The organism is Pseudomonas sp. Pseusp11 (assembly GCF_047304405.1).
Taxonomy (GTDB): domain Bacteria; phylum Pseudomonadota; class Gammaproteobacteria; order Pseudomonadales; family Pseudomonadaceae; genus Aquipseudomonas.
This window is the reverse complement of the sequence record NZ_JBGLZF010000059.1, coordinates 1-25,906: the sequence shown is the minus strand read 5'-3', so window position 1 is coordinate 25,906 and position 25,906 is coordinate 1. Positions and strand designations below refer to the sequence as shown.

Sequence of the window (25,906 nt, the reverse complement as noted above, 5' to 3'; positions counted from 1 at the left end):
ACGGTGCTGCCGTTGTTGTAGACATCATTGGCCGGGGTTTCGACGCTCACGGAGCCGGTGGTTTTTCCGGCTTCGATGGTGATGGTCGAACCGTTGGACAGGGTAACGGTGACCGGCGTCTGCGCCGGGTTGGTCAATGTCGCGGTGTAGGTGATCTGGCCGCCTTCCGTAACGCTGCCGGTGGCAGTCAGGGTCAGGCCGGTACTGTCGATCGAGTCGGTAATGGTGGTGACCGCCGGCGTCGGGTTCGGCACCAGGTTTTCGAAGTTACCGCCGGTAGCGCCAGTGATCGTGGTGCTGACGGTGCTGCCATTGTTGTAGACGTCATTGGCCGGGGTGTCGACGTTCACGGAGCCAGTGGTTTTTCCGGCTTCGATGGTGATGGTCGAGCCGTTGGACAGGGTCACGGTAACCGGTGTTTGCGCCGGGTTGGTCAGGGTCGCGGTGTAGGTGATCTGGCCACCTTCGGTGACGCTTGAACCCGCTGTCAGCGTAACGGTAGTGGTGTCGACGGTGTCGGTGACCTGGGTCACGGCCGGAGCAGTCGGCGGGGTGACCACGATACCGCTGCCGCCCGTGGTGCCAGTGACGGTCACGTCGATTTGGGTCGGATCGTTATAAACAGTGTCGTTCGGCGCCAGCGGAACGTTGACGGTACCGGTGGTCTGGCCGGCTGTGATCACGATCACCGCGCCGTTGGACAGGGTGATGGTCAGGTCGGTCAGCGGCGCCTGGGTCAGGGTCGCGGTGTAAACCAGCACGCCACCGGCCTCGGTGATGGTCGGCGTGGCGCTCAGGCTCAGCGTTGATTCGCGCAGGGCATTGGTGCTGGTATCGGCCGTCTGGCCGCCGGTAGTGTTTTGTGTTGCCGACGCCGCAGTGGCGAGGCCTGCGGTCGGGAAGCCGATGGTCGGGTCGACCCGGGCAGCGGTTGCCTCCAGGGCCACGAAGCTGTGGCCGCCACCGGCAGAGCCGCCCGCGCTCGCGGCAGTAGGGCCGGCTGCAGTGGCTTCGAGAGCGGTGGTCGGGTCGACACCGGCAGCGATGGCTTGCTGCAGTTCGTCAACTGATGGCGCCGCTTGTGCAGTGGCTTGCGCAAGGTCGGTGCTGGAGTCCGGATTGCTGCCACTCCACTGAGTGTCGCGGCCCAGGTCCAGGGTCCGGCCGTCAGCCAGTTCAAGGGTAATGGCGCCGGCGGCACCCGTGTCCACCTGGTCGCCCACAAACAACCGGTCGCCTTCAACGAGTACGCGGCGGATGCCCTCTGGGGACACCGCGAAAACCTGACCAACAATGCTTTTGACGATGGCAACAACACTGCTCATTGAAGACTCTCCGGGTGTCACGTTCAGTTGACTTCCATGAACCGCTCGGGCGTGTTCGCCGATCGGGGCTGGACGTTCTTACAAAATTCGATACATAACTTTGACGCGCGAATCGTCAATAATTTGGCTATATTTTTTCGAAATTAACTTTATGCCAAACTATTGACCTTATGGGAGCCATCCTAAACAATCGTCCAAGTAATGTCACATTGATATTTAAGCGGCGACCTGTCCTACAGCGTGTGATCCAGTTCCGATTTTGAACTTTCCGACATACGGTCATTCCGGTTGCCATCATGCGATGCAGCGCCATGTTCTGCAGTGATTCAAGACAAGAAGTCCCGGGAATTCCAACTATGCGTTTGCACCTGTTCAAGGTTCTACCTTTCGCCCTTGCCGCCAGCTTTGTTCAGGCGCAGACCCTTCCACAGGCCATGCAACAGGCACTGGATGTCCATCCGGAAATCCAGGCAGGGGTCAATAGTCGGCTGGCTGCGGATTATCAATTAAAGGCTGCAAAAGGTGGATACCTGCCACGGGTCGATCTGCTGGGCGGTTATGGTCGCGAAGGCACCGACAGTGTCTCCACCCGTGCCGCTGGCGGCAGCAACCACTGGGAAACGCTGAACCGGAGCGAGTCAAGTTTACGTCTGTCACAGATGGTTTTTGACGGTTTTGCGACGTCCAGCGAAGTGGGGCGTCAACAAGCCACCGTTAATTCCCGTGCTTATTCCTTGATGGGCACCTCGGAACGCACCGCGTTGACCGTCGCTCAGGTTTATCTCGATGTGCTGACCCGCCGCGAATTCGTGCGCCTGGCCGAAGACAACCTGAAAAACCACGAACGGATTTTTGACCAGATCAAATTGCGTACCCAGCGCGGCGTGGGCAGCGGCGCCGACCTCGATCAGGCCGAAGCGCGTATGGCCCAGGCCCGCAACAACCTGATCACCGAGCAGACCAACCTGGCAGACGCCCAGACCAACTTCCTCAGTGCCGTCGGCCAAATGCCCGATCAACTGGAGCGGCCTGCCGATTTTATGGCGCTGTTGCCGGCCAACCTGAATGAAGCCCGGGCGCAGATGCTGGAAAACAGCCCGATCCTGCGTTCCGCCGAATCGGATATCGCGGCTGCCGAGAAACAGTACGAAGCCGCCAAGTCGAGCTTCTACCCGCGCTTCGATGCCGAACTGGGTCGCACCGCCGACAACGATCTCGATGGTCAGAACGGTCACAACAACGAATGGCAGGCCATGCTGCGCATGCGCTTCAATTTGTTTGCCGGTGGCAGCAACAAGGCCGATCTGGAATCCAAGTCCTACCTGTCGAACCAGGCGCTGGATATCCGCAACAACGCCCTGCGTGTGTTGAATGAAGAACTGGGCCTGGCCTGGAATGCCTTGAACAACGCCAACGCCCAGGTGCCGATCGCCCAGCAATATGTCGATCGCAGCGCCAGCGTGCGCGGTGCGTATCAGAAGCAGTTCAGCCTCGGCGAGCGAACATTGCTCGACCTGCTCGACAGTGAAAACGAGCTGTTTACGGCTTCCCGTCGGCTCGCCGAGATCAAAAACATTCAGTTATTTACTCAGTACCGAATCAAGGCGACCATGGGCGAATTGCTCAAAAGTCAGGGCGTGGTCGCACCGTTGGCATCCGTTGTGCAAAATGACGTGAAGCCCAAGGTCCAGCTGCCTGGGATGAATTGAGTCCTGCCCCATTTCAACTGTTAGCCAAGAGTGTCGAGCGTGGAATCAGAAGTCAGTCGAGTTCAACTCATCCATGATCCACGCGCGCTGCATGACGATCCGTTACTGGACGGCCTGCTAGCCCTCTGCACTTTGCACCAGAAGCCGGCCAGCGCGGCGATGCTGACCACCGGCCTGCCGTTGCCCAAACAGCGCCTGAGCGTCGAACTGCTGCCTCGTGCAGCCGCTCGCGCCGGGCTGCAAGGGCGGGTGCTGCAACGCAAACTGGAGCAGATTCCGGCAATCGCCATGCCGGCGCTGTTGCTGCTCAAGGACGGACGCAGTGCGGTGCTGCTCGGCTGGCACGGTGAAGACCAGGCCCGCTTGCTGCTCAGTGAAAGCGATGGTGGCGAAGTCTGCGTCAGCCGTGAACTGCTCGCCGACGACTACAGCGGCAAAGTGTTCTTCGCCCAACCCCAGCACAAATTCGACGTCAATCACGGCACGCTGATCCCGCGCGCGCGTTCGTGGTTTCGCGACACCCTCAAGCGTTCGCGCTGGCTGTACGTCGACGCCATCGCTGCCAGTCTGCTGATCAATATCATCGCCATGGCCGCGCCGCTGTTCGTGATGAATGTCTACGACCGCGTGGTGCCGAACCAGGCCGAATCGACCCTTTGGGTGCTGGCCATCGGCATCACCGGCGCTTATGTGTTCGACCTGATTCTCAAGAGCCTGCGCAGTCTGTGCCTGGACCTGGCCGGCAAGAAAACCGACCTGATCATTTCAGCGACGCTGTTTGAGCGCATCGTCGGCATGGCCATGAAGTACCGCCCGGCGCGGGTCGGCAGCTTTGCCCAGAACATCCATGAATTTCAGAGCCTGCGCGACTTCCTCGCGTCGCTGACCCTCACCAGCCTGATCGACCTGCCGTTTACGCTGTTGATCTTCCTGGTCATCGCGATCCTCGGCGGGCATCTGGTGTGGATTCCGGTGCTGGCGTTCCCGATTGCGCTGCTGATCGGCTATGCGCTGCAGAAGCCGTTGGTGGCGACCATGGAGCGAACCATGGCCCTGGGCGCCGAGCGCCAGTCGAGCCTGATCGAAACCCTCGCCGGTCTTGATGCGGTCAAGGTCAACAACGCTGAAAGCGAACGCCAATACCAGTGGGAACAGACTATCGGCACCCTCAGCCGCCTTGAGCTGCGGGTGAAAATGCTGTCCGGTCTGGCGATGAACATCACCTTGCTGATTCAGCAATTGGCCGGGGTGATCATGATCGTCTTCGGCGTGTACCAGATCATTGCCGGCAACCTGAGCATGGGCGGTTTGATCGCCTGTTACATGCTCAGCGGTCGTGCCCTCAGCCCGCTGGCCTCGCTGTCCGGTCTGCTGACCCGCTACCAGCAAGCCCGCGTGACCATGACCTCGGTCGATCAGATGATGGAGTTGCCCCAGGAGCGCAATTTCGACGAGCGCCCGCTGAGCCGCAAGGTCCTGCAAGGCGCCATTGAATGCCGTCAGCTGACCTTCACCTATCCGAATCAACAGAACCCCGCGCTGAAGGGCATCAACCTGACCATCAAGCCGGGCGAGAAGATCGGCATCATCGGTCGCAGCGGCTCGGGCAAAAGCTCCCTGGCCAAACTGCTGGTGGGCCTCTATCAACCGGACGACGGCGCGTTGCTGGTGGATGGTGTGGATATCCGCCAGATCGACGTCAGCGAGCTGCGCCACAACATTGGCTACGTGCCCCAGGACATCCAATTGCTCGCCGGTACGTTGCGCGACAACCTGGTGTCGGGCGCGCGCTATGTCGAAGACGAATTGGTGCTGCAAGCCGCGGAACTGGCCGGCGTCCACGAGTTCGCCCGCCTGCATCCGCAAGGCTATGAACTGCAAGTCGGTGAGCGTGGGCAGAACCTGTCCGGCGGTCAGCGCCAGAACGTGGCCCTGGCCCGAGCGCTGCTGCTCAACCCGCCGATTCTGTTGCTGGACGAACCCACCAGCGCCATGGACAACACTGGCGAAGAGCGCCTGAAACAACGCCTCGCTGCCGTGGTGGAAAACAAGACCGTGGTGCTGGTGACGCACCGGGCCTCGCTGTTGTCGCTGGTGGATCGCCTGCTGGTGATCGACCGCGGGCAGATTCTCGCCGATGGCCCGAAAGCCGCCGTGATGGAAGCGTTGAAAAAGGGGCAGATCAGTGTTGCTTAAGTCCGGGGTCAAAGAATCCATCCGCCGCTACTTCAAAGGCTCCGCGTCGCTGCAAGGCCAGCCCCTTCCCGAGGTCAACAAAGCGCTGATCGAGGACGCCCCGCGCGTGGTGCGGTTGACGATCTGGGCGATCATCGGCTTCTTCGTGTTCCTGATGCTGTGGGCCAATTTTGCGGTGATCGATGAAGTCACCAAGGGCGACGGCAAGGCGATTCCGTCGTCGAAGATCCAGAAAATCCAGAACCTTGAGGGCGGCATCGTTTCCGAGTTGTTCGTCAAGGAAGGGCAAATCGTCGAGGCTGGCGCGCCGCTGATACGTCTGGACGACACACGGTTCGCCTCCAACGTTGGCGAAACCGAGGCCGATCGGCTGTCGATGCTGTTGCGCGTGGAGCGCTTGAGCGCCGAGGTCGATGACCGTCCGTTGAATTTCCCCGCCGATGTGCTCAAAGCCGTGCCCGGCCAAGCTGCCAGCGAGGAATCGTTGTACGTCAGTCGTCGTCAGCAACTGCACGATGAGATCGGTGGCTTGCAGGAGCAGTTGATCCAGAAGCAGCAGGAGCTGCGCGAGTTCACCTCCAAACAGGCCCAGTACCGCAGCGGTCTGTCCTTGCAGCGTCAGGAAATCGCCATGTCCGAGCCGTTGGTGGCTCAGGGCGCGGTATCCCCGGTCGAGGTATTGCGACTCAAGCGTGCCGAGGTTGAAACCCGCGGCCAATTGGACGCCACCACCCTGGCGATCCCTCGCGCCGAATCGGCGATCAAGGAAGTGCAGCGCAAGATCGACGAGACTCGCGGCAAATTCCGCAGCGAAGCCCTGACTCAACTCAACGAAGCACGCACCGACCTGAACAAGGCCCAGGCGACCGGCAAAGCGCTGGAAGACCGGGTCAGCCGAACGCTGGTGACATCGCCGGTGCGCGGTATCGTCAACAAGTTGCTGGTGAATACCATCGGTGGCGTGATCCAGCCGGGCAGCGACCTGGTGGAAATCGTGCCGCTGGACGACACCTTGCTGGTGGAAGCCAAGATTCGCCCGCAAGACATCGCCTTCCTGCACCCGGGGCAAGACGCTACGGTGAAGTTCACGGCTTACGACTACACCATTTATGGTGGGCTGAAAGCCAAGCTGGAACAGATCGGTGCCGACACCATCACCGATGAAGATAAGAAGACCACTTACTACATCATCAAACTGCGCACCGAGCGCAGCCACCTAGGGACAGATGAAAAACCGTTGCTGATCATTCCGGGGATGGTGGCGTCGGTGGATATCATTACTGGCAAGAAGACCATACTCAGTTATTTGCTCAAGCCGATTATCCGGGCTCGCGCCGAGGCGTTGCACGAGCGGTAGTTTTAGCGGGGAGTCTGAAAAGATCGCAGCCTTCGGCAGCTCTTACAGGGTTTCGAGTACACCTGTAGGAGCTGCCGAAGGCTGCGATCTTTTGATTTTCGGCCATATCGTTATTCGCTAACGGTATTTAAATTTAAATTCTTATACCTATAAAGTCACTTCCCTGCGTACCTGCCGACCAATCGGCGCGCCGCACGACACGAACCAACACGGGACCTCCGTGAGTTTCTGATCGACGCGCGCCCTTGAGCGCGCCGTGCGTGGGAGTGATTTTTATGTCAGCTGTCTCTTTTTCCCCAAAGCCTGAGCCAACAAGCGCCGCCACCTTCGCGTCGCAAGCCTTCGAAATCCGCCCGTTCAGCGGCGCCGTCGGTGCCGAAATCATTGGCCTGGATTTGTCCCGCCCAATCAATCACCAGGACTTCGCTCGTGTCCACCGTGCGCACCTGGATCATCATGTGGTGGTGTTCCGCGACCAGTGCATAACCCCCGAACAGCAGATCGCCTTCAGCCGCCGTTTCGGCGTGTTGCAGATCCATGTACTCAAGCAATTCCTGCTCGCCGGGCATCCGGAAATCCTCATCGTTTCCAACATCATCGAAAACGGTCAATCCATCGGCCTCGGTGATGCCGGCAAGTTCTGGCACTCCGATCTCTCTTATAAAGAACTGCCGAGTCTGGGCTCGATGCTGCATGCCCAGGAGCTGCCCTCCGAAGGCGGCGACACGCTGTTTGCCGACATGCACAAAGCCTGGGACAGCCTGCCCGAGGCGCTGCGTAAAGCCGTCGAAGGTCGTTCGGCCGCGCATTCCTACACGGCGCGTTACAGCGAGAGCAAATTCGAGGGCAACTGGCGTCCGACCCTGACGCCGGAGCAACTGGCTCAGGTCGCTGAAGTTGTTCATCCGATCGTCCGCACCCATCCGGAAAACGGCCGCAAGGCGTTGTTCGTCAGCGAGGGCTTCACCACCCGCATCGTCGGTTTGCCGGAAGACGAGAGCAAACAATTGCTCGACGAGCTCTACGCCCACAGCGTGTTGCCGCAAAACATTTACCGCCATCAATGGCAGGCCCACGACCTGGTGTTCTGGGACAACCGCTCGCTGATTCACCTCGCCGCCGGATGCCCCAGCCATCTGCGCCGCAAGTTGTATCGCACCACCATCCAGGGCGACGCGCCTTTCTGATTTCGGAGAACCCTCATGTCCAAACGTCTTCCATTTGCACCGTTGGCCGCCGCTATCGGCCTGGGTTTCAGCCTGCTCGCCGGCAGCCTGGTGGCGCCGACCGTGGCCCACGCCGAGGGTGAAATTCGTATCGCCGAACAATTCGGCATCGTTTATCTGCTGCTCAACGTGGTGCGCGATCAGAACCTGATCGAGAAATACGGCAAGCAGGAAGGCATCGACATCAAGGTCGATTGGACCCAGCTCTCCGGCGGCTCGGCGGTCAACGATGCGTTGCTTTCCGGCTCCATCGACATTGCCGGTGCCGGCGTCGGGCCGCTGCTGACCATCTGGGACCGCACTCACGGCAAACAGAACGTCAAGGCCGTGGCTTCCCTGGGCAACTTCCCTTACTACCTGGTGAGCAACAATCCAAAGGTCAAAACCATCACTGACTTCACCGAAAAGGACCGCATTGCGGTGCCGGCGGTCGGGGTGTCGGTGCAGTCGCGCTTCCTGCAATACGCAGCAGCCAAGCAATGGGGCGACAAAGAATTCAATCGCCTCGACAAGTACACCATCGCCGTTCCGCACCCGGATGCCACTGCGGCACTGATCGCTGGCGGCACCGAGTTGACCGGGCACTTCTCCAACCCGCCATTCCAGGATCAGGCGCTGGAAAACCCCAGCGTGCACGTGGTGCTGAACACCTACGACCTGCTTGGTCCGAACTCGCCGACCGTGTTGTTCGCCACCGAGAAATTCCGCAACGAGAACCCGAAAACCTATAAAGCCTTCATCGCGGCGCTGACCGAAGCGGCCGAGTTTGCGCAGAACGATAAAGGCGCGGCGGCCGACACATACATCCGTGTCACCAAGGCAAAAATCGACCGTGCGGCATTGCTGAAAATCATCGACAACCCGCAGTTCGAATTTACCGTCACGCCGAAAAACACTTACCCTCTGGCCGAGTTCCTCTACCGCGTCGGCGCGATCAAAAACAAACCGGATTCGTGGAAGGATTACTTCTTCCAGGATGCCAAGCCGCTGCAAGGGAGCTGATCGACATGAACGCCCCCTTGCAAGGCCACACGGTCAGCAATCCGGTCGCGGCAGCGCAAGCGCTGCTGTCGGTCGACAAGGTCAGCCTGGAATACCGCACGCCCGCGCGTGTGGTTCGAGCGACCCATCAGGTCAGTTTCGAGATCGATCCGGCGGACCGCTTTGTGTTGCTCGGTCCGTCCGGCTGCGGCAAATCGACGTTGCTCAAGGCGGTCGCCGGATTCATCCCGCCCTGTGAGGGCGAGATTCGCCTGCAAGGCCAGCGGGTCGATGCGCCGGGGCCGGACCGGATCGTAGTGTTCCAGGAATTCGATCAGCTGCCGCCGTGGAAAACCGTCAAGCAGAACGTGATGTTTCCGCTGCTCGCTTCCAAAACCCTCAAGCGTAAAGAGGCTGAAGAGCGGGCGCTGCACTATCTGGACAAGGTCGGTCTGGCGGCGTTTGCCGATGCCTATCCGCATACCTTGTCTGGCGGCATGAAAGCTCGGGTGGCGATTGCCCGGGCGTTGGCGATGCAACCGAAAATCCTGTTGATGGATGAACCCTTCGCCGCCCTCGATGCGCTGACCCGGCGCAAGATGCAGGAAGAGTTGCTGCTGCTCTGGCAAGAGGTGCGTTTCACGCTGCTGTTCGTCACTCACTCCATCGAAGAGGCGTTGGTGGTGGGCAATCGGATTCTGCTGCTGTCGCCTCATCCGGGGCGGGTACGAGCCGAAGTCCACAGCCATCAATACGATTTGCACAGCCTCGGGGGTGTGGCGTTCCAGGAGTCGGCGCGGCGGATTCATCGGCTGTTGTTCGATGAAGGCCAGTCACCGGAAACCGAGCGCGCGCTGGATTTTTCCGACATTCGCATCGCTTATTGAGCCATTGAGAGGAGTGCCCGATGAGCCCGCTATCATCCGCGCGTAAAGAGTACGAAACCGTTTTGCAGCCGCTGACGAGCGTCCCGCTGGAGCGTGAGTTACCCCTCGGTCAGCGTCTCTGGCAACAGGGCTGGTTGCGTAAAAGCCTGATCCTGATTGTGCTCGCGCTGCTCTGGGAAGCCGTTGCCCGTTACCAGAATAACGACCTGCTGCTGCCAGGTTTTCTGCAAACCGCCAGCGCGCTATACGACGGCCTGCTCAGCGGTGAGCTGCTAGGCAAGGTGTGGATTTCGCTGGTGGTGTTGTTGAAGGGCTACCTGATCGGGATTGTGCTGGCGTTTGCCTTGACCACACTGGCGGTGTCGACGCAATTGGGGCGCGATTTGCTGAGCACGCTGACCTCGATGTTCAACCCGCTGCCGGCGATTGCGCTGTTGCCGCTGGCGCTGCTGTGGTTCGGGCTGGGGCAGAACAGTCTGATTTTTGTACTGGTGCATTCGGTGCTCTGGGCGTTGGCCTTGAACACCTATGCCGGGTTCCTAGGCGTTTCGGAAACCCTGCGCATGGCCGGGCGCAATTACGGCCTCAAGGGCATGCGTTTCGTGCTGTTCATCCTGATCCCGGCCGCGTTGCCGTCGATCCTCGCCGGTTTGAAAATCGGCTGGGCGTTCGCCTGGCGCACGCTGATCGCCGCTGAACTGGTATTTGGCGCGACCAGCGGCAAGGGTGGGTTGGGCTGGTACATCTTCCAGAACCGTAATGAGCTGTACACCGACAAGGTGTTTGCCGGGTTGGCGGTGGTGATCCTGATTGGGTTGCTGGTGGAGAATCTGGTGTTTGATACGTTGGAGCGGGTGACGGTGAAGCGTTGGGGGATGCAGCGGTGATCTTTTGATCTGCTAGCATTGCGTCTGAATCAATCCAGACCAGCCATGAGTGCTCAGCATGCAACTTCCGGACATGAACCTGTTGGTCGCCCTCGACGCCTTGCTCGACGAGGGCAGCGTGGTGGGCGCTGCGCGACGGATGAACCTCAGCCCGGCGGCGATGAGCCGGACGCTGACGCGGATTCGCGAGGCCATCGGCGATCCGATTCTGGTACGCGCCGGCCGTGGCCTGGTGCCGACACCCAAGGCGCTGGAGCTGCGCGAGCAAGTGCGGGACCTGGTGGAGCAGGCCGCTTTGCTGTTCCGTTCTGCCGATGACGTGGACCTGGGCAGCTTGCGCCGGCGGTTCAGCATTCGCGCCAATGATTTCTTTGTGGGCGTCTATGGCGGCAAGCTGTTCGACACGATGGAGCGCCAGGCCCCGCATTGCGAATTACGCTTTGTCCCAGAGGGCGACGGGGACGACGAAGCCTTGCGCGAAGGACGCATCGATCTGAGCGTCAGTAACAATCGACCGCTGATGCCGGAAGTGAAGGTGCAGAATCTGTTTTCCACTCACTTTGTCGGGCTGGTGCGCGAGGACCATCCGCTGTTCGACGACGAGATCACCGCCGAGCGTTACGCCGGCTTTTCCCATATCAGCATGTCCCGTCGCGGGATCGCCCGTGGGCCGATCGACACGGCGCTCAATGCCTTGGGGCTGGAGCGGCGGGTGGCGGTGATTGCGCCGAGTTTCCATGCGGCGATGTTCGCCTTGCCGGATTCCGACCTGATTCTGCCGGTGCCCAAAGAAGCATTGTTGAGCGTGCGGCGCCTGGGCTTGAAGCTGCGCTCGTTTACCCTGCCGATTCCGCTACCTACCCTCATGCTGACCCAAGCCTGGCACCCGCGTTTCGACAAAGACCCGGCGCACCGCTGGATGCGCGAGACGCTCAAGGCTTGTTGCGACGAGACCTGGTTGGCGGCGCAGCCGGTTTGAAGGTCAAAAGATCGCAGCCTTCGGCGGCGCCCACAGGCGCGTAGGAGCTGCCGAAGGCTGCGATCTTTTGACTTTAACCATTGCGTATCGCGCACTTATAAGCTGCCAATAAGTCAATTTTCGTAAGCTCTCGCACTTCCTAAAATACTTCGGAATCCCCCTTCCGGAGCGTGCAGTACATGACTTCCCTCGCGGCAACGGCACCTCTCGTCGCGACCAAACCTGCGACCGCCGTCGCACCACCGGTCTTCGGCCCGAGAATCATCATCGGCCTGGTGGGCGTGTTGCTGGCGGTGTTGGTGTCGGGCCTGAACGAGATGGTGACCAAGGTCGCCCTGGCCGACATTCGCGGTGCGTTGGCCATCGGCTACGACGAAGGCACCTGGCTGGTCGCCAGCTACACCGCGACCTCGGTGGCCGCCATGGCGTTTGCTCCTTGGTGTTCGGTGACGTTCTCGTTGCGGCGCTTCACCTTGTGCGCCATCAGCGTCTTCACCCTGTTGGGCGTGCTGTGCCCGTTTGCCCCGAATTATGAAAGCTTGCTGGTCATGCGCACCCTGCAAGGCCTGGCCGGTGGTGCGTTGCCGCCGATGCTGATGACCGTTGCGCTGCGGTTCCTGCCGGCCAACGTGAAGCTCTATGGCCTGGCCGGTTATGCCCTGACGGCAACCTTCGGCCCTGGTCTCGGCACGCCGCTGGCCGGGTTGTGGACCGAGTACGTCGGCTGGCAATGGACCTTCTGGCAAATCGTCGTGCCGTGCCTGATTGCCATGGCGGCGGTGGCTTACGGTCTACCCCAGGATCCGCTGCGTCTGGAACGCTTCAAGTCATTCAACTGGCGTGGCTTGCTACTGGGGTTTCCGGCGATTTGCATGTTGGTGATCGGCATCCTGCAAGGCAATCGGCTGGACTGGTTCGAGTCGAGCCTGATCTGCGCACTGCTCGGCGGCGGGCTGCTACTGCTGGTGCTGTTCCTGATCAACGAATGGTCGCAACCGATTCCGTTCTTCAAATTGCAGATGCTCGGCATCCGCAACCTGTCGTTCGCGCTGTTAACCCTGGCCGGCGTACTGGTGGTGTTGCTCGCGGTGGTCATCATTCCCTCCAGTTACCTGGCTCAGGTCCAGGGTTATCGCCCGCTGCAGACGGCGCCAATCATGCTGTTGGCAGCGTTGCCACAGTTGATCGCGCTGCCGTTGGTGGCGGCGCTGTGCAACCTGCGTTGGGTCGATTGCCGCTGGGTGCTGGGGATCGGCCTGAGCATGCTGGCGCTGTCTTGCATCGGCGGCTCGCAGCTGACGTCGGCGTGGATTCGTGACGATTTCTACGTCCTGCAATGGCTGCAGATTCTCGGTCAACCCATGGCCGTGCTGCCGCTATTGATGCTCTCCACCGGCAGCATTACTCCGATGGAAGGGCCGTTCGCCTCGGCCTGGTTCAACACGGTCAAAGGCCTGGCGGCAGTGATCGCCACCGGTGTGATCGATGCGCTGACCACCGCAAGGCTGCATTTCCACTCGAGCATGCTGGTGGACAACCTTGGTAACTCGCCTCTGGTTGATAGCGCCAGCGCGAACCTCGCTCACCGTCTGCATCAGCAGGCCGTGGTGCTGACTTCTTCCGATCTTTATCTGTGCATGGCTGGCGTCGCCGTGGCGCTGATCCTGCTGATTTTCTGGCTGCCGACGCGGATTTATCCACCGCGCGCGCCAACTTGAACGCTTCACTGGAACTGAAGGTTTTTATGACGACTCAATCAAAGCAAAAAGTCGCTGTCGGCGTTGCCGCAGCGATGGTGGTCGGCGTGTTGATTTACCTGGTGGCGCCGGGCTTGTTCGGCAAGCGTACACAGCAAAGCACCAACGATGCCTTCGTCTCGGCGGACTTCACCCTGGTGGCGCCGCGCGTGGCGGGATTCATCAAGGAAGTGCTGGTGGAGGACAACCAACAGGTCAAGGCCGGGCAGTTGCTGGCGTTGATCGACGACCGCGACCTGCGCGCTGCCGCCGAGGCCGCCGACGCGCAAACCCTGGTGGCCAGGGCGCAGCTGCAAAACGCCAGGGCAACCCTGGAGCGCCAGACGTCGGTGATCGCTCAGGCCCAGGCTACGGTGGTTTCGGCGAAGGCGGAGATGGCTTTCGCCGAGCATGAACTGAACCGCTACAACCACCTCGCCGGGGTGGGCGCCGGCACCGTGCAGAATGCCCAGCAGGCGCGCACGCGCATCGATCAGGCCACCGCCCGGTTGGCCAATGCCACAGCGGTGCTGGCGGCGGAACGCAAACAAGTGGAGATCCTGACCGCCCAGCGCGATGCCGCCGAAGGTGGGCTGAAACGAGCGCAAGCGGCGCTGGAAATGGCCAGCTATGAACTGTCCTATACGCGCATCGTTGCCCCCCAGGACGGCATGGTCGGCGAGCGCGCGGTGCGGGTCGGCGCCTATGTCACACCGGGCAGCAAGATCCTGGCCGTGGTGCCGCTGGAACGGGCGTATGTGGTCGCCAATTTTCAGGAAACCCAACTGACCGACGTACAGCCGGGGCAGGACGTGCAGGTGCATGTCGACAGCCTTGGTGGCGAAGCCCTGCAGGGACGCGTCGAGAGCATCGCACCGGCCACCGGCGTGACCTTCGCGTCAGTCAAACCGGACAACGCCACCGGCAACTTCACCAAGGTTGTGCAACGGATTCCGGTGAAAATCATCCTCGACCCGGGCCAGCCATTGGCCGAGCGGTTGCGGGTGGGGATGTCGGTGGAGGCGAGTATTGATACTGCCAGCGCTACGGCCGATGAGCATGAGGTCGCACAACGATGAACTTCGCTAATCGCACATCCCTGTGGCGAGGGGGCTTGCCCCCGTTCGAGTGCGCAGCGCTCGCAAATTTCGGGTCCGCTGCGCGGCCCAACGGGGGCAAGCCCCCTCGCCACAGAGTCAGCATTCGTTCAGTCGCTATTGTGTTGAACCTGCTTTCGTTGAGTGCCTGCACCGTCGGCCCCGACTTCCAGCGCCCTCAGGCACAGCAAGTCGCCCAATGGTCGAAACCGACCAAAGCCGCCAGTCAGGTCGTTCCCAGCGAAATGGACGAACGCTGGTGGGAAGTGTTCCACGATCCGAAACTCTCGGCCCTGACCCAACGCGCCCTGACCGACAACCTCGACTTGAAACTCGCCAGCAGCCGCTTGCAACAAAGCCGCGCCGCGCGCCAGGTGATCACTGCCGAGCGCTACCCCAACACCGCCGCCACTGGCAGCTACGGGCGCAAACGCAACAGTGGTGAAGGCCTGAATGATCCGTCGGGCAACAACGGCGACTCGGCGTACAACCTGTGGGATGCAGGCTTTTCCGCTTCCTGGGAACTGGATTTCTGGGGTCGTGTGCGCCGCGAAACCGAAGCCGCCGATGCCACCCTGGAGGTGGCGGAAAACGATCGCCGTGGCGTACTGCTGTCGGTGCTCGCCGAAACGGCTCAGGACTACATTCAACTGCGCGGTGTGCAAAGCACCCGGACCGTCACCGAGCAGAATCTCGACGTCGCCCGGCATAGTTTGAAACTCTCGCAACTGCGCCTGGCCGATGGTGTGGCGACGGATCTGGACGTCGCCGAAGCCGCCGCGCAAGTCGCGGCCATCGAATCACGTTTACCGGCGCTGGAGCAGCGTCAGTCGCAACTGATCAACGCGCTGAGCCTGTTGATGGGCGAACCGCCGCAAGCGCTGTCCGCCGAGTTGTCCGCAGACGCTCCGGTGCCGCAAACCCCGCGACAGGTTGCCATCGGCTTGCCGTCGCAATTGGCCGAGCGCCGCCCGGACATCCGCCAGGCCGAAGCCCGACTGCATGCCGCGACCGCCAGCATCGGCGTGGCCAAGGGTGACTTCTATCCGCGAATCACCCTGTCGGGCAACATCGGTTCGCAAGCCCTGCAACTGAGCGATTTCGGCTCCTGGGGCTCGCGCTCGTTCAGCATCGGTCCGCAATTGAGCTTGCCGCTGTTCGACGGCGGTCGACTGCGGGGCGTGTTGCGTCTGCGCGAAGCCCAACAACAGGAAGCGGCGCTGGCCTACCAGCAGACCGTGCTGCGGGCCTGGCATGAAATCGACAATCAACTCACCGCCTACAACGCCAGCCAATTGCGCCGCGACAGCCTCGCCGAAGCCGTGCGTCAGAACCAGATCGCCCTGCGTACCGCACAACAGCAGTACGTCGAAGGGGTGGTGGATTTCGTCAACGTCCTGACCGTGCAAGGCGAATTACTGGCGACCCAGCAGCAGTGGGTCGAAAGCTCGACCGGGGTGTCGTTGGCGATGGTGGGGTTGTACAAGGCGTTGGGTGGGGGATGGGAGTCGGTGTATCCGGTGGCGGAGATGGCGCAGCGTTGATATGGATAGTTTGTAAGGAAATTAACACCTATCCGCCAACGCGCGCTCCAACCAATGATGGCCATCCGCTTGACGAGCCTCCCCGCTGTCGTAGACTCCGTTCATCCGTCAGGGAGTTACGGTTATGCGGCGTTTTCGTATTTGGGTTGCGGGATTAACCTTTGTAACGTGCGTAGTACAGGCGCAAACGCCTGCGCCAGACGATCCGTTGCTGGAAAGCAACGCGGTCGGCGGTAACGCGTCAGCCAGCAGTGAGGCCCGTGGTGTGTTGCGAGCCCGGGATCAGGCGGTGCTCGCCAGTGAGTTGTCCGGGCGGATTGTCGAGTTGCCGTTCAGTGAGGGCGAGTCGTTCAAAAAGGGCGACACCCTGGCGCGGTTTGACTGTTCGGCTTATCAGGCTCAGCTCAACGCGGCACAGGCCGCCAATCGTGGCGCCGGTGAGGAACTGGCCCATAACCGGCAACTGGCGGCGTTGAATTCGGTGGGGCGCTTTGAAGTGGCGCGGGCCGAGGCCAAGGTCAGCGAAACCCAGGCGCAATCTCAGGTTTATCAGGTTCAGGTCAAACGCTGCAGCGTGGTCGCGCCGTTCGATGGCCAGGTCGTCGAGCGCAAGGTCAAACGCTACGAAAGCGTTGCCGCCGGCGCGCCGTTGCTGGATGTGGTCGATAACCGCACCCTGGAAATTCACCTGTTGGTGCCGTCACGCTGGATGGGCAAACTCAAGCCCGGCCAGACGTTCAGTTTTGTCCCCGATGAAACCGGTCAGCCGCTGGATGCCACGGTCAAGCGTCTCGGCGCGCGGATCGACGAAGGCAGCCAGACTTTGCTGCTGGTGGCGACGCTGCCCAACGCTAGCGGTCTGTTGGCCGGCATGAGCGGAACGGCACGTTTCGCGGAGCTCAAGTGAACGCCCCGGTAACGGGCGGCGCGGAGCAGGTGTTCGCCAGGTTTCTTGATCTCGAACGCCAGACCCGTGCCGCTCGCAATCCTTCGCAGCTGGCTTACAGCCTGGTCAATGACGGCCAGGCGCTGTTCGGTTTCCGCCATGCTGCGTTGTTGATCGCCGGCAAGGTGCAGGCGGTGACCGGTGTCAGTGCCGTGGAGCCGAATGCGCCGTTCGTGGCGTTTGTCGAGCAAGCGGTCGCGCAGCTGTTCAAGCTTGAGGTGTTGAAACAGGCACGGGTGATCGCGCCCGATCTGCTTAGCGAACCGATTCAGGCTGACTGGCAAAGTCTGTCGGCCGCTCAGGTGTTCTGGTTGCCACTGATTGATCATCAGGGCGAGATCTTCGGCGGGCTGTGGCTGGCGCGGGATGTGCCATGGAACCCTGCCGAGCAGGTGCTGTTGTCGCAACTGGGCGACACCTACAGCCATGCCTGGCTGGCGCTGCAACCGCGCAAACCCTGGCGACTGCGCTGGACGCGCAAGCGTCAGGTGGCACTGGTCGCCGTGTTGTTGCTCGGGTTACTGATTCCGGTGCGCCAATCGGTGTTGGCACCGGCCGAAGTCGTCCCGTTGGGCGGCCGGGTGGTCGCCGCGCCGCTGGACGGAGTGATCGCCGAGTTCCTGGTCAAACCCAACCAGACGGTGAAGACCGGCGACCTGCTACTGCGCTTCGAAAGCACCACGCTCAAGGCTCAGGCTGATGTGGCCGAGCGCGCTCTGGGCGTTGCCGAAGCGGAACTCAAGGCCAATTCCCAACGCTCCTTCGCCGATGCCGAATCCAGTTCGAAAATCGATCTGCTGGCCGCACGTGTCGAGCAGAAACGCGCCGAACGGGATTACGCCCGTGAACTGCTCAAACGCAGCGAAGTGCGTGCCGAGCGGGATGGCATCGCGGTGTTCGCCGATGCCGAACGCTGGACCGGCAAACCGGTACAGACCGGCGAGCGCTTGATGGAACTCGCCGACCCGAATCAGGCCGAGTTGCGCATCGAATTGGCCGTGGGCGATGCGATCGCCCTGGAGCCTGGGGCGCAGGTCGCGCTGTTTCTCGACAGCGATCCACTGCAGCGGCACCAGGCCAGGCTCGAACGTTCGGCCTATGAAGCGCAGCCAACAGCTGGCGGGCAACTGGCTTATCGACTGGATGCGACATTCGACGGCGCACCGCCGCGCATTGGCCTGCGTGGCACGGCGAAAGTCTTCGGTGACCGTGCGCCGCTGGCGCTGTACCTGTTGCGTCGACCGCTGGCCGGGTTGCGTCAGAGCGTGGGCCTTTAGATGAGCCTGCCGAGCCTGCGGGCAGACCTGCAATTGTCGACGGCGGCGCCGGCCCTCGACGGGTCACCGTGCTGGACCCTGGCCGACCCGGTGCGTGGACGTTATTTCAAACTCGGCGCGGCGGCGATGCGCTTGCTGCGTCATTGGTCCCTGGGTGATCCCGAGCAGGTGCTGCGTGCCGCCAACCGCGAGCCAGGGCTGCCGCTGGACGGCGCGGCGCTTGAGCAATTGCTGGAATTTTTGCGCGGCCACGACCTGATCAGCGCCCTCGACCCATCGCAGCGCGCCAGTTACAGCCTGAAGGCCGCGGCTCAGCGCCAGAGCCTGTGGAAAATCCTGCTGCATCAATACCTGTTTTTCCGGATTCCGCTGTGGCGTCCGGACGCCTTTCTCAATCGCGTCTGGCCGTGGCTGGAGCGTTTCGGCCCGCGCGCATTGCGCTACGGACTGCCCGCGACGCTGGGGCTCGGGGTGTTTCTGGTGTCGCGGGACTGGCAGCGATTCATCGCCACCTTTCCGCACCTGTTCAGCCTCGGTGGCGCGCTGGCGTTCGCGGTGGCGCTGTTTTTCGCCAAGCTGTGCCACGAGTTCGGCCACGCCTTCATGGCCAAGCGCGCCGGCTGTCGGGTGCAGAGCATGGGCGTGGCGTTCATGGTGCTGCTGCCGATGTTCTACACCGATGTCAGCGACGCCTGGCGGGTCAACGATAGACGTGCGCGATTGCTGATCGGCGCCGGCGGGGTGCTGGCGGAACTGGTGTTGGCCTGTATCGCGCTGCTCGCCTGGTCCCTGCTGCCCGATGGCCCCGGGCGCACGGCGGCGTTCATGCTCGCCAGTGCGACCTGGATCACTACGCTGGTGATCAACCTCAACCCGTTCATGCGTTTCGACGGCTACTTCTTGCTCAGCGACTTCTGGGAAGTGGACAACCTTCAGGGACGTGCCTTTGCCTTGTGTCGCTGGCGATTGCGCGAGTTCCTGTTCGGCTACGCTGCCCCGGCGCCGGAGCCGTGGGCGCCGAGGATGCAGCGGCGGTTGTTGATCTGGGGATACGGCTCGTGGCTATGGCGCGCGGCGTTGTTTTTCGGGATTGCGCTGGCGGTTTATCACCTGTTCTTCAAGGTATTGGGGATCTTCCTGATGCTGGTGGAGCTGGTGTGGTTCATCTTCCTGCCGATCCTGAGCGAGTGGCGGCAATGGTGGAGTCGTCGCGAACAGGCGCATACGCCTCGGGTACTGCTTAGCAGCCTGACATTGTTCGGGCTGTTGTTGCTGCTGGCGCTGCCGTGGCGCAGCGCGGTGGAGTTGCCGACGATGTTGGAGGCGGGACACACCAGCGCCTTGCACGCGCCGGTGGCGGCGCGGGTAAAAACGGTGAATGTGCATGACGGCCAGGTTGTCGCCCAGGGCGAGGTGCTGATCGAGCTGGAATCACCGGACCTGGACTCACGCCAGGCCATCGTCCGCCGCGAGATCCAGATTCAGCAGTTGCAGATGCGTCGTCAGGCCAGCCGCAGCGAAACCGCGGCCGACGCCGGAATCGTCGAGCAACGCCTGGCGGAAGCGGTGGCTGAATACCGCGGCCTGGTCGCCCAGCGTGAGCGACTGCTATTGCGCGCGCCCCACGCCGGCAAGGTGCGCGACCTGTTGCCGCAGTTAACGGTCGGTCGCTGGCTTTCGACTAAAGATCCTTTGGCTCGGGTGGTCGAAGACGGCGCGCGGTTGCGCGGTTATCTGGCTGAAGCCGAGCTGTGGCGTGTTGCTTCGGGTGCTCGCGGGCGGTTCATCGCCGATGACCCGATGCACCCGGCGATCGCCGTGCAATTAAGCGAAATCGATACCAACGGCGCGGCTTATGTCGATCAAGAGGCGCTGACTTCCGATCATCACGGGCCGATTGCCGTACGCCGGGATGAGCATCAGCGCGCCGAGCCGGTGCAGGCGCAGTATGGCGCGCGGTTGAGTGTCCTCGAAGAGACGCCGACGCCGGTGCAACCTTTGCGCGGCATTGTGGTGTTGCAGGGCAGCGGCGAATCGTTGCTGGGCGTTGCCTGGCGGCGCATGGCAGCCCTGGGGGTCAGGGAAAGCGGTTTCTAGGGAGAACAGCAATGGCGAACAGCGATTCAGTGGCAGCGGACGGCCTGGTGGTCAGGCCTTCGCGTACCAGCGATCGACCTTTTCTGCACAGCCTTTACCAGGCGGCGCGGCCGGATCTGCAATGGATCGACGGCGAGCAGGAAGTGGTCCAACAGGTGGTTGCCCAGCAATTCACCGTGCAGGAACAAGGGCTGGGGGAGAACTTTCCCAACGCCATGCACTACGTGATCGAGAAACTCGACACAGCCATCGGCGCGTTGACCACCGATTTCGGTCCCAATGAAATTCGCGTGCTGTACCTGGCGTTCATCCCCCAGGCCCGAGGCCGGGGTTACGGGCGGACGGTGCTGCAAGGCGTGCAAAAAGCCGCACAACAAATCCGTTGCCCGGTGGCGACGGTGGTCTGGGCCAACAATCCCCATGCGCGCCAGCATTACTTGGCGCTGGGGTTTCAGGTCGAAGAGCGCAACCCGGCGGCGGAGCGGTTGGTGTGGTATCCGCAAGGCTGAACCCATAATCGATTGTAGGAGCTGCCGAGTGAAACGAGGCTGCGATCTTTTGATCTTAAAAAATCAAAATCAAAAGATCGCAGCCTTCGGCAGCTCCTACGTAAAGCGATCAGCGTCACTCTTCAATTGAACGCAATGTAGAAATAACCCACGTCGGGATCCCGCCCCATGTTCGGTACTCGCGAGACGAAAATATTTTCCACCTGGCCCAGTTCCGGCAACTCCAGCGCACACAAGCCATCGACAAAGTCGGTGGGTTGCAGGCTGTTGAGCTCGACGCTGAACGGCATGCGCTCGCTTTTGGGCATCTGTGAATGAGGTGTTTCTTTCAGGGTGTCGATATGGACCGGCAATTCACTGCCATCGGGCAGCCGCAGCGTTCCGGTCTTGCCCAGCAGTGCCTGAAAGTGTTGGCTTTGAACCTGTTGCAGCATGGCATCCCTCCATCAAGCAAAAGTGGCCGGGGGATGTGCATCCCCCGGCCAGACCCTCAGTTACGCGAAGGGAACAGCCCGTTCAGCGCGATGCTGAAGTTGAGCACCAGGAACGGGTTCATCACCGTCATGGGCAAACCATTGCCGGCGGACGAGATTTCCCCCGTCACCGTGCTGGTGACACCCTTGAGCGGTACCGCCGCAGCACCTTGCTGATCGGAGTAGATGCTCGCCGAGCCTGGCCCGCCGCCCGAGGCACCGATGTACGAGTTGGTTGCGGTCGGATTGGTGACCGGGTTGCTCGCCGGGCTGGCCAGTTGCAGGGTGGTGGTGGCCGTGAGCCCGGACAGGGCGTGGGTGTGGTTGGGCAGGTTATTGATGGTCGCGGTGACGTTTTCGGTCCCGGAGACCTCGCCGATGACACGCGGGGTCAGGCCCAGGCCATTGCCTTGGGCAATCGGCATGCGGCCCTGCAGGTTGGGCAGCATGAAATTGGTGGTGCCATTGCCTCCATAGTAGGTTCCCAGCAGTGAGAACAGCGCCTGGTATTGCGAGATTCCCAGCGTCTGGCCGTAGCACAGGGCCCAGCCGTTGGGGGCGAAGTTAAAGGCGAAAGGTTGGATAGTGCCCATGAATACTTCCATAGTTCCTCATCCCTCAGGTTAGTGTCTGATATGTCACATCGCAGGCCCGGTTATCCGGGCGGATCGCAGTGATCAGCCGACTCCGTTCATCTCCGTGGCTGGGTCACGCCACGCCAAAGCGTAGACGCTGATCGGAATGATTGCCGGACGTCGTCCGTCGTAAAGCCAGCATCGACGACGGGCCTGAGCCTGTCCTACAGTGCTTGAGAAAATTGCGTATTCACTGGGTCGAAGCTCATTGGGTCGAGGCACATCAGGTCGAAAAAGGGGAGGCAATGGAGGCACGTAGAGAAACACCGCTGGGTGACACTCAGGATCCGCACGCGACACCGGGCTCATGGGCGGCTGCCCGCCGCTTATTGCGGTGGGCGCGGGAGCACTGGCTGCTGCCGATCCTGGCATTGGCTGCGCTGGTGCGTTTTTACGACCTGACGGCGGCGGCGATCTGGGGTGACGAAGGGTCCAGCCTGTTGCTGAGCCAGTACTCCCTGGCCGGGATCTGGGAGCATGCAGCCCATGATGTGCATCCGCCGCTGTATTTCATGCTGCTGCACGGCTGGATCGGGCTGTTCGGCGACGGCATTTTTTCGATTCGTTGCCTGAGCGCGCTGCCGGGGATTGCCACGGTCGGGCTCGGTGTCTGGCTGGTGGACCTGCTCGCGACCCGCCGCGCCGCGTTGCTGGCCGGGGTTCTGCTGGCGCTGTTGCCCACGGCGGTGCGGTATAGCCAGGAAGTGCGGATGTATTCGCTGTTGGGGATGTGGCTGATCGGCGCCACGATCGCCCTGGTGTACTGGATAAAACGACCACAACGCACGCGCTATCTGGTGATCTACACCCTGCTGATGACAGCGGCGTTCTACACCCATTACTTCACCGCGTTGTGCGTGCTGTGTCACTGGTTGTATCTGGGCATGATCCGTGTACAGCCAGGGTATCGACTGCGGCACATTCAGCGCTCGGGCTGGTGGTTGGCCAATGTGGCGATTGTGCTGTTGTACCTGCCGTGGGTGCCCAGCCTGATCGATCTGATCCAGCACTTGGATCTGCTCAAGGCCAATGGTGATGTGGGGTGGGAGCCCCCCGTCATGCTCGACTCATTGCCGTCGATGATCTGGTCGCTCCTGATCCAGGACGATGGCGAGAACCTGCCTACGCTGATTTTTATTGCGCTGCCACTGGCATTGGTGGCCCTGGCGGGCGTGGCGCTGGCCCGCGACCGCAGTGTGTTCCGTGGCAGTGCGCTGGCGGTGATCTACACCGCGGTCCCGTTATTGCTGGTGTTTGCGGTGTCGTTCATCTCGCCGGTGTTCATCGAGCGTTACCTGACCGCTTACGCCTTGGGTCTGCCGATGGTTGTCGCGCTGGCCGTCGATCGCTTGTACGCCGACTTCAAGGTCTTGGCGCTGGCCGTGCTGCTGCTGTTTGCCGGTGTCGAGCTGGTGGGGGTGAAGAACAATGCCACGGTGGATACTGAGGATCAGATCAGCGTCATGGCCAAACACGTGAACCAGCACTTCATGCCCGGCGACCGAATCGTCACCAGCGACATGCTCTGGTACCTGAGTTACGTCTATTACAACCAGACCAACGCCAAACCGATGCTGTACACGCCACCATTGGCCGATGGCCGGTCGAGCCGGCCGAACGCCTACGGTTTCGGTACGCTGGTGACCAATGATATCTACCTGGATAGCCTCGATGCCTTGCCCAAAGGCACTGGTCGGGTATGGCTGGTCGGTACCCTCGAGGGGGCGGACGAGTTCGCTCCATTGCCCGCGGGCTGGCGACGCGTCGACGAAGCCCGGGGGGGAGGCGCCGTGGCACGCTTGTATGTGCTGAAGTAATTCGTGGTTTCAGGGCTTAAACGATTCAACTTTTAAACAGTTATATAAACTGCGTTTTCCAGTCGATTTAGCTCCGATTTGATATCAAAACACCACTAGCTGTAAGGCCATTCATGGTCTACGCTCCGTCGTACAAAGGACTGAATGACGGGTGAATGGATTGCAACAATTCCACTTTATCTCCGGCTTGCCGCGCTCGGGCTCGACCCTGCTTTCTGCCATTCTTTTGCAGAATCCGCGCTTTCATGCCGGCATGACCAGCCCCGTGGGCGCACTTTTTTCCGGTGTTCTGGAACAATGCAGCGCCGGCAGCGAATTCGGCGCGGTGATCGACACCGACCTGCGTCGCCGCCTGTTGCGCGGCCTGTTCGATTCTTACTACGCCGACAAGGCTGACAAACCGGTGGTGTTCGACACCAACCGCTTGTGGAGTTCGCGCCTGCCGGCGATCAGCGATCTGTTCCCTCAAGCCAAGATCATTGCCTGTGTGCGTAATGTCGCCTGGGTCATGGACAGCATCGAGCGCCTGTACCGCGCCAATCCCTTCGAAAATACCAAGCTGTTCGGCGATGCGGTCGAGCGCAACACGGTCTACAGCCGCTGCGAAACCCTGGCCCAACGCAATCGGTTGGTGGGGTTTTCCTGGGCCGCCCTCAAGGAAGCCTATTACGGCGAACACGCCGACTCACTGCTGATCATCGATTACGACCTGCTGAGCCAGGCGCCAGAGCGGGTGATGCGGCTGGTCTACGACTTCATCGGTGAGCCCTGGTTCGAACATGATTTCGATCATTTGGCCTACGACGCGCCGGAATTCGACCAGGCCCTTGGCCTCTCAGGGCTGCACAAGGTGAAGGCCAAGGTCCAATTGCAGTCCAGGCGCACGATCCTGCCGCCGGATTTGTTCAAGCAATACGCCGAGTTGTCCTTTTGGCTCGATGGCTCAGCCAGCGCCGCCAATGTCATTCGTATGAAAGCCGACGCCGCGATCAGTTGATCGCGGCGTTTTCATTAGCCTGTCAAAAAGTTCGAGTCCGGGTGAGCAGCATGTGGTGGAGCAAAGGCAAGTCGCGGGTTACCGAAGGCGCACGAGCGCTGGCCTCGCCAATGATTATGTCCCTGGAGCCGCGCATGCTGTTCGACGGCGCGGTGGCCGCCACGGTGGCCGATACTGCCCAGGCTGACAGCCATACCACGGCCGACGCGGTCAAGGCACCGACTGCCGATCAGCCGGTCGCCAGCAAGGACACCCACGGCCAGGCCGATGCCACGACAACCCCGACACCTGTCGCGGTGCCGGGGCAAAGCGTGGTGTTCGTCGATTCGCGGGTCAAGGACGCCGACAGCCTGCTTAAAGGCGTCGCGCCTGGCACTCAGGTGGTTCAGCTGGACGCGAGCAAGGACGGTTTGCAGCAGATTGCCGACTACCTCGATACCCATCAAGGCATCAGTTCGGTGCAGATCATCGCCCACGGCAACGCAGGCGATCTGTGGCTGGGTAACAGTTATCTGTCGGCCGATAACGTCGCGGCCCGCAGCGCCGTGCTGGCTGAAATCGGCAAGGACATGAACGTCGGCGGCGACATCTTGATCTACGGCTGCTACACCGCCGAAGGTGAGCGCGGCTTGAGTTTCGTCGACTCGCTGGCGCAACTGACCGGCCGTGATATCGCCGCTTCCAGCAACCGCACCGGGGTCGGCGGCGACTGGAATCTGGAAATTGCCACCGGCAACATCGAAAGCGCCAACGTGCTCTCGACCACGGCCATGAACGACTATCACTGGGGCCTGGCCACCTGGACCGCCACCAACAACGCCAACACGGGCGTCGGCTCGTTGCGTGCCGCCCTCGCCTCGGCGCAGAACGGCGATATCGTCACATTCAGCACCGGCATGACGGTGCAGTTGACCTCCGAGTTGCTGATCAACAAGAACGTCTACGTTGATGGCGACTTGAACAACGACGGTGTGGCAGATGTGACTCTCGATGGTCAGTACAAGACCCGAGTGGTTGAAGTGGCGTCTGGCAGCATCGTGACACTCGATGGCCTGGTGATCACCCGCGGCCTGGTGGCGGGCAACGGTGGCAACGGTGGCTACGGTGCCACGGGCGCGATGGCGGGGGGGATTTTCAACGCAGGGATACTGACCCTGAAAAACGTTACCGTGACCTCCAACGCCGCTTCCGGTGGTGGTGGCGGCGGCGGTGTCACGGGCGCTTTTTACGG

At 61.4% G+C, this 25,906-nt stretch carries 21 protein-coding genes; 18 read left to right on the top strand and 3 right to left on the bottom strand.

Features of this window, described 5'->3' with window-relative positions:
• Positions 1-1,325 (bottom strand): retention module-containing protein (locus tag ACCC96_RS28065; protein WP_413697503.1); only part of this gene is annotated, 1,325 nt, incomplete at its 3' end.
• A 356-nt stretch (positions 1,326-1,681) separates the two neighbouring features.
• Between ACCC96_RS28065 and ACCC96_RS28060 the strand changes: the two genes are divergently transcribed.
• The 15 genes from ACCC96_RS28060 (at position 1,682) to ACCC96_RS27990 (ending at position 20,753) form a co-directional block, all read left to right on the top strand.
• Complete coding sequence (locus ACCC96_RS28060) at positions 1,682-3,034, top strand: TolC family outer membrane protein (RefSeq protein ID WP_019651589.1); 1,353 nt, start codon at positions 1,682-1,684, stop codon at positions 3,032-3,034.
• 39 nt (positions 3,035-3,073) lie between these two features.
• Entirely contained in the window at positions 3,074-5,230 is a 2,157-nt protein-coding gene (locus ACCC96_RS28055; protein WP_258671858.1) for a type I secretion system permease/ATPase, read from the top strand.
• On the top strand, positions 5,220-6,587 hold the full coding sequence (locus ACCC96_RS28050; protein ID WP_019651587.1) for an HlyD family type I secretion periplasmic adaptor subunit: 1,368 nt from the start codon (positions 5,220-5,222) through the stop codon (positions 6,585-6,587). Before ACCC96_RS28055 ends, ACCC96_RS28050 begins: the two co-directional genes overlap by 11 nt.
• A gap of 275 nt (positions 6,588-6,862) precedes the next feature.
• On the top strand, positions 6,863-7,774 hold the full coding sequence (locus ACCC96_RS28045; RefSeq protein WP_413697502.1) for a TauD/TfdA dioxygenase family protein: 912 nt from the start codon (positions 6,863-6,865) through the stop codon (positions 7,772-7,774).
• A gap of 15 nt (positions 7,775-7,789) precedes the next feature.
• Entirely contained in the window at positions 7,790-8,815 is a 1,026-nt protein-coding gene (locus ACCC96_RS28040) for an ABC transporter substrate-binding protein (protein WP_413697501.1), read from the top strand.
• 5 nt (positions 8,816-8,820) lie between these two features.
• Entirely contained in the window at positions 8,821-9,681 is an 861-nt protein-coding gene (locus tag ACCC96_RS28035) for an ABC transporter ATP-binding protein (RefSeq protein ID WP_413697500.1), read from the top strand.
• A 20-nt stretch (positions 9,682-9,701) separates the two neighbouring features.
• Entirely contained in the window at positions 9,702-10,568 is an 867-nt protein-coding gene (locus ACCC96_RS28030) for an ABC transporter permease (RefSeq protein ID WP_018929405.1), read from the top strand.
• A gap of 58 nt (positions 10,569-10,626) precedes the next feature.
• A complete protein-coding gene (locus ACCC96_RS28025) occupies positions 10,627-11,547 on the top strand; it encodes a LysR family transcriptional regulator (RefSeq protein ID WP_019651583.1) in 921 nt (306 codons plus the stop codon).
• Between the two features lie 179 nt (positions 11,548-11,726).
• Positions 11,727-13,265 (top strand): MFS transporter, encoded by a 1,539-nt coding sequence (locus ACCC96_RS28020; protein ID WP_413697499.1) that lies wholly within the window; start codon positions 11,727-11,729, stop codon positions 13,263-13,265.
• Between the two features lie 26 nt (positions 13,266-13,291).
• Complete coding sequence (locus ACCC96_RS28015) at positions 13,292-14,362, top strand: HlyD family secretion protein (protein WP_019651581.1); 1,071 nt, start codon at positions 13,292-13,294, stop codon at positions 14,360-14,362.
• Complete coding sequence (locus ACCC96_RS28010) at positions 14,359-15,924, top strand: efflux transporter outer membrane subunit (protein ID WP_413697498.1); 1,566 nt, start codon at positions 14,359-14,361, stop codon at positions 15,922-15,924. Before ACCC96_RS28015 ends, ACCC96_RS28010 begins: the two co-directional genes overlap by 4 nt.
• 124 nt (positions 15,925-16,048) lie before the next feature.
• A complete protein-coding gene (locus tag ACCC96_RS28005; RefSeq protein WP_026331885.1) occupies positions 16,049-16,831 on the top strand; it encodes an efflux RND transporter periplasmic adaptor subunit in 783 nt (260 codons plus the stop codon).
• Positions 16,828-18,147: an efflux RND transporter periplasmic adaptor subunit gene (locus ACCC96_RS28000; protein WP_413697497.1), complete on the top strand. Its 1,320-nt coding sequence runs from the start codon at positions 16,828-16,830 to the stop codon at positions 18,145-18,147. The genes ACCC96_RS28005 and ACCC96_RS28000 overlap by 4 nt, the downstream gene beginning before the upstream one ends.
• Positions 18,148-20,244 carry a biotin/lipoyl-binding protein gene (locus ACCC96_RS27995; protein ID WP_138866596.1) on the top strand — a complete coding sequence of 699 codons (2,097 nt, stop codon included), beginning with the start codon at positions 18,148-18,150 and terminating at the stop codon, positions 20,242-20,244.
• 11 nt (positions 20,245-20,255) lie between these two features.
• The gene (locus ACCC96_RS27990) at positions 20,256-20,753 is read left to right on the top strand and encodes a GNAT family N-acetyltransferase (protein ID WP_413697496.1); all 498 of its coding nucleotides are present in this window, start codon (positions 20,256-20,258) and stop codon (positions 20,751-20,753) included.
• Between the two features lie 122 nt (positions 20,754-20,875).
• On the opposite strand, the gene ACCC96_RS27985 is transcribed toward ACCC96_RS27990, so the two are convergent.
• Together ACCC96_RS27985 and ACCC96_RS27980 are read right to left on the bottom strand one after the other, a co-directional pair.
• On the bottom strand, positions 20,876-21,187 hold the full coding sequence (locus tag ACCC96_RS27985) for a DUF6916 family protein (RefSeq protein WP_413697495.1): 312 nt from the start codon (positions 21,185-21,187) through the stop codon (positions 20,876-20,878).
• A 56-nt stretch (positions 21,188-21,243) separates the two neighbouring features.
• Positions 21,244-21,831 carry a phage tail protein gene (locus ACCC96_RS27980; protein ID WP_018929399.1) on the bottom strand — a complete coding sequence of 196 codons (588 nt, stop codon included), beginning with the start codon at positions 21,829-21,831 and terminating at the stop codon, positions 21,244-21,246.
• Positions 21,832-22,106: 275 nt separating this feature from the next.
• Between ACCC96_RS27980 and ACCC96_RS27975 the strand changes: the two genes are divergently transcribed.
• The 3 genes from ACCC96_RS27975 to ACCC96_RS27965 form a co-directional block, all read left to right on the top strand.
• Positions 22,107-23,678 carry a glycosyltransferase family 39 protein gene (locus tag ACCC96_RS27975; protein WP_413697494.1) on the top strand — a complete coding sequence of 524 codons (1,572 nt, stop codon included), beginning with the start codon at positions 22,107-22,109 and terminating at the stop codon, positions 23,676-23,678.
• A 151-nt stretch (positions 23,679-23,829) separates the two neighbouring features.
• Positions 23,830-24,675, top strand: coding sequence for a sulfotransferase family protein (locus ACCC96_RS27970; protein ID WP_018929397.1), 846 nt, complete (start codon positions 23,830-23,832; stop codon positions 24,673-24,675).
• A gap of 50 nt (positions 24,676-24,725) precedes the next feature.
• On the top strand, positions 24,726-25,906 hold a 1,181-nt coding region (locus tag ACCC96_RS27965), incomplete at its 3' end, for a DUF4347 domain-containing protein (RefSeq protein WP_413697493.1).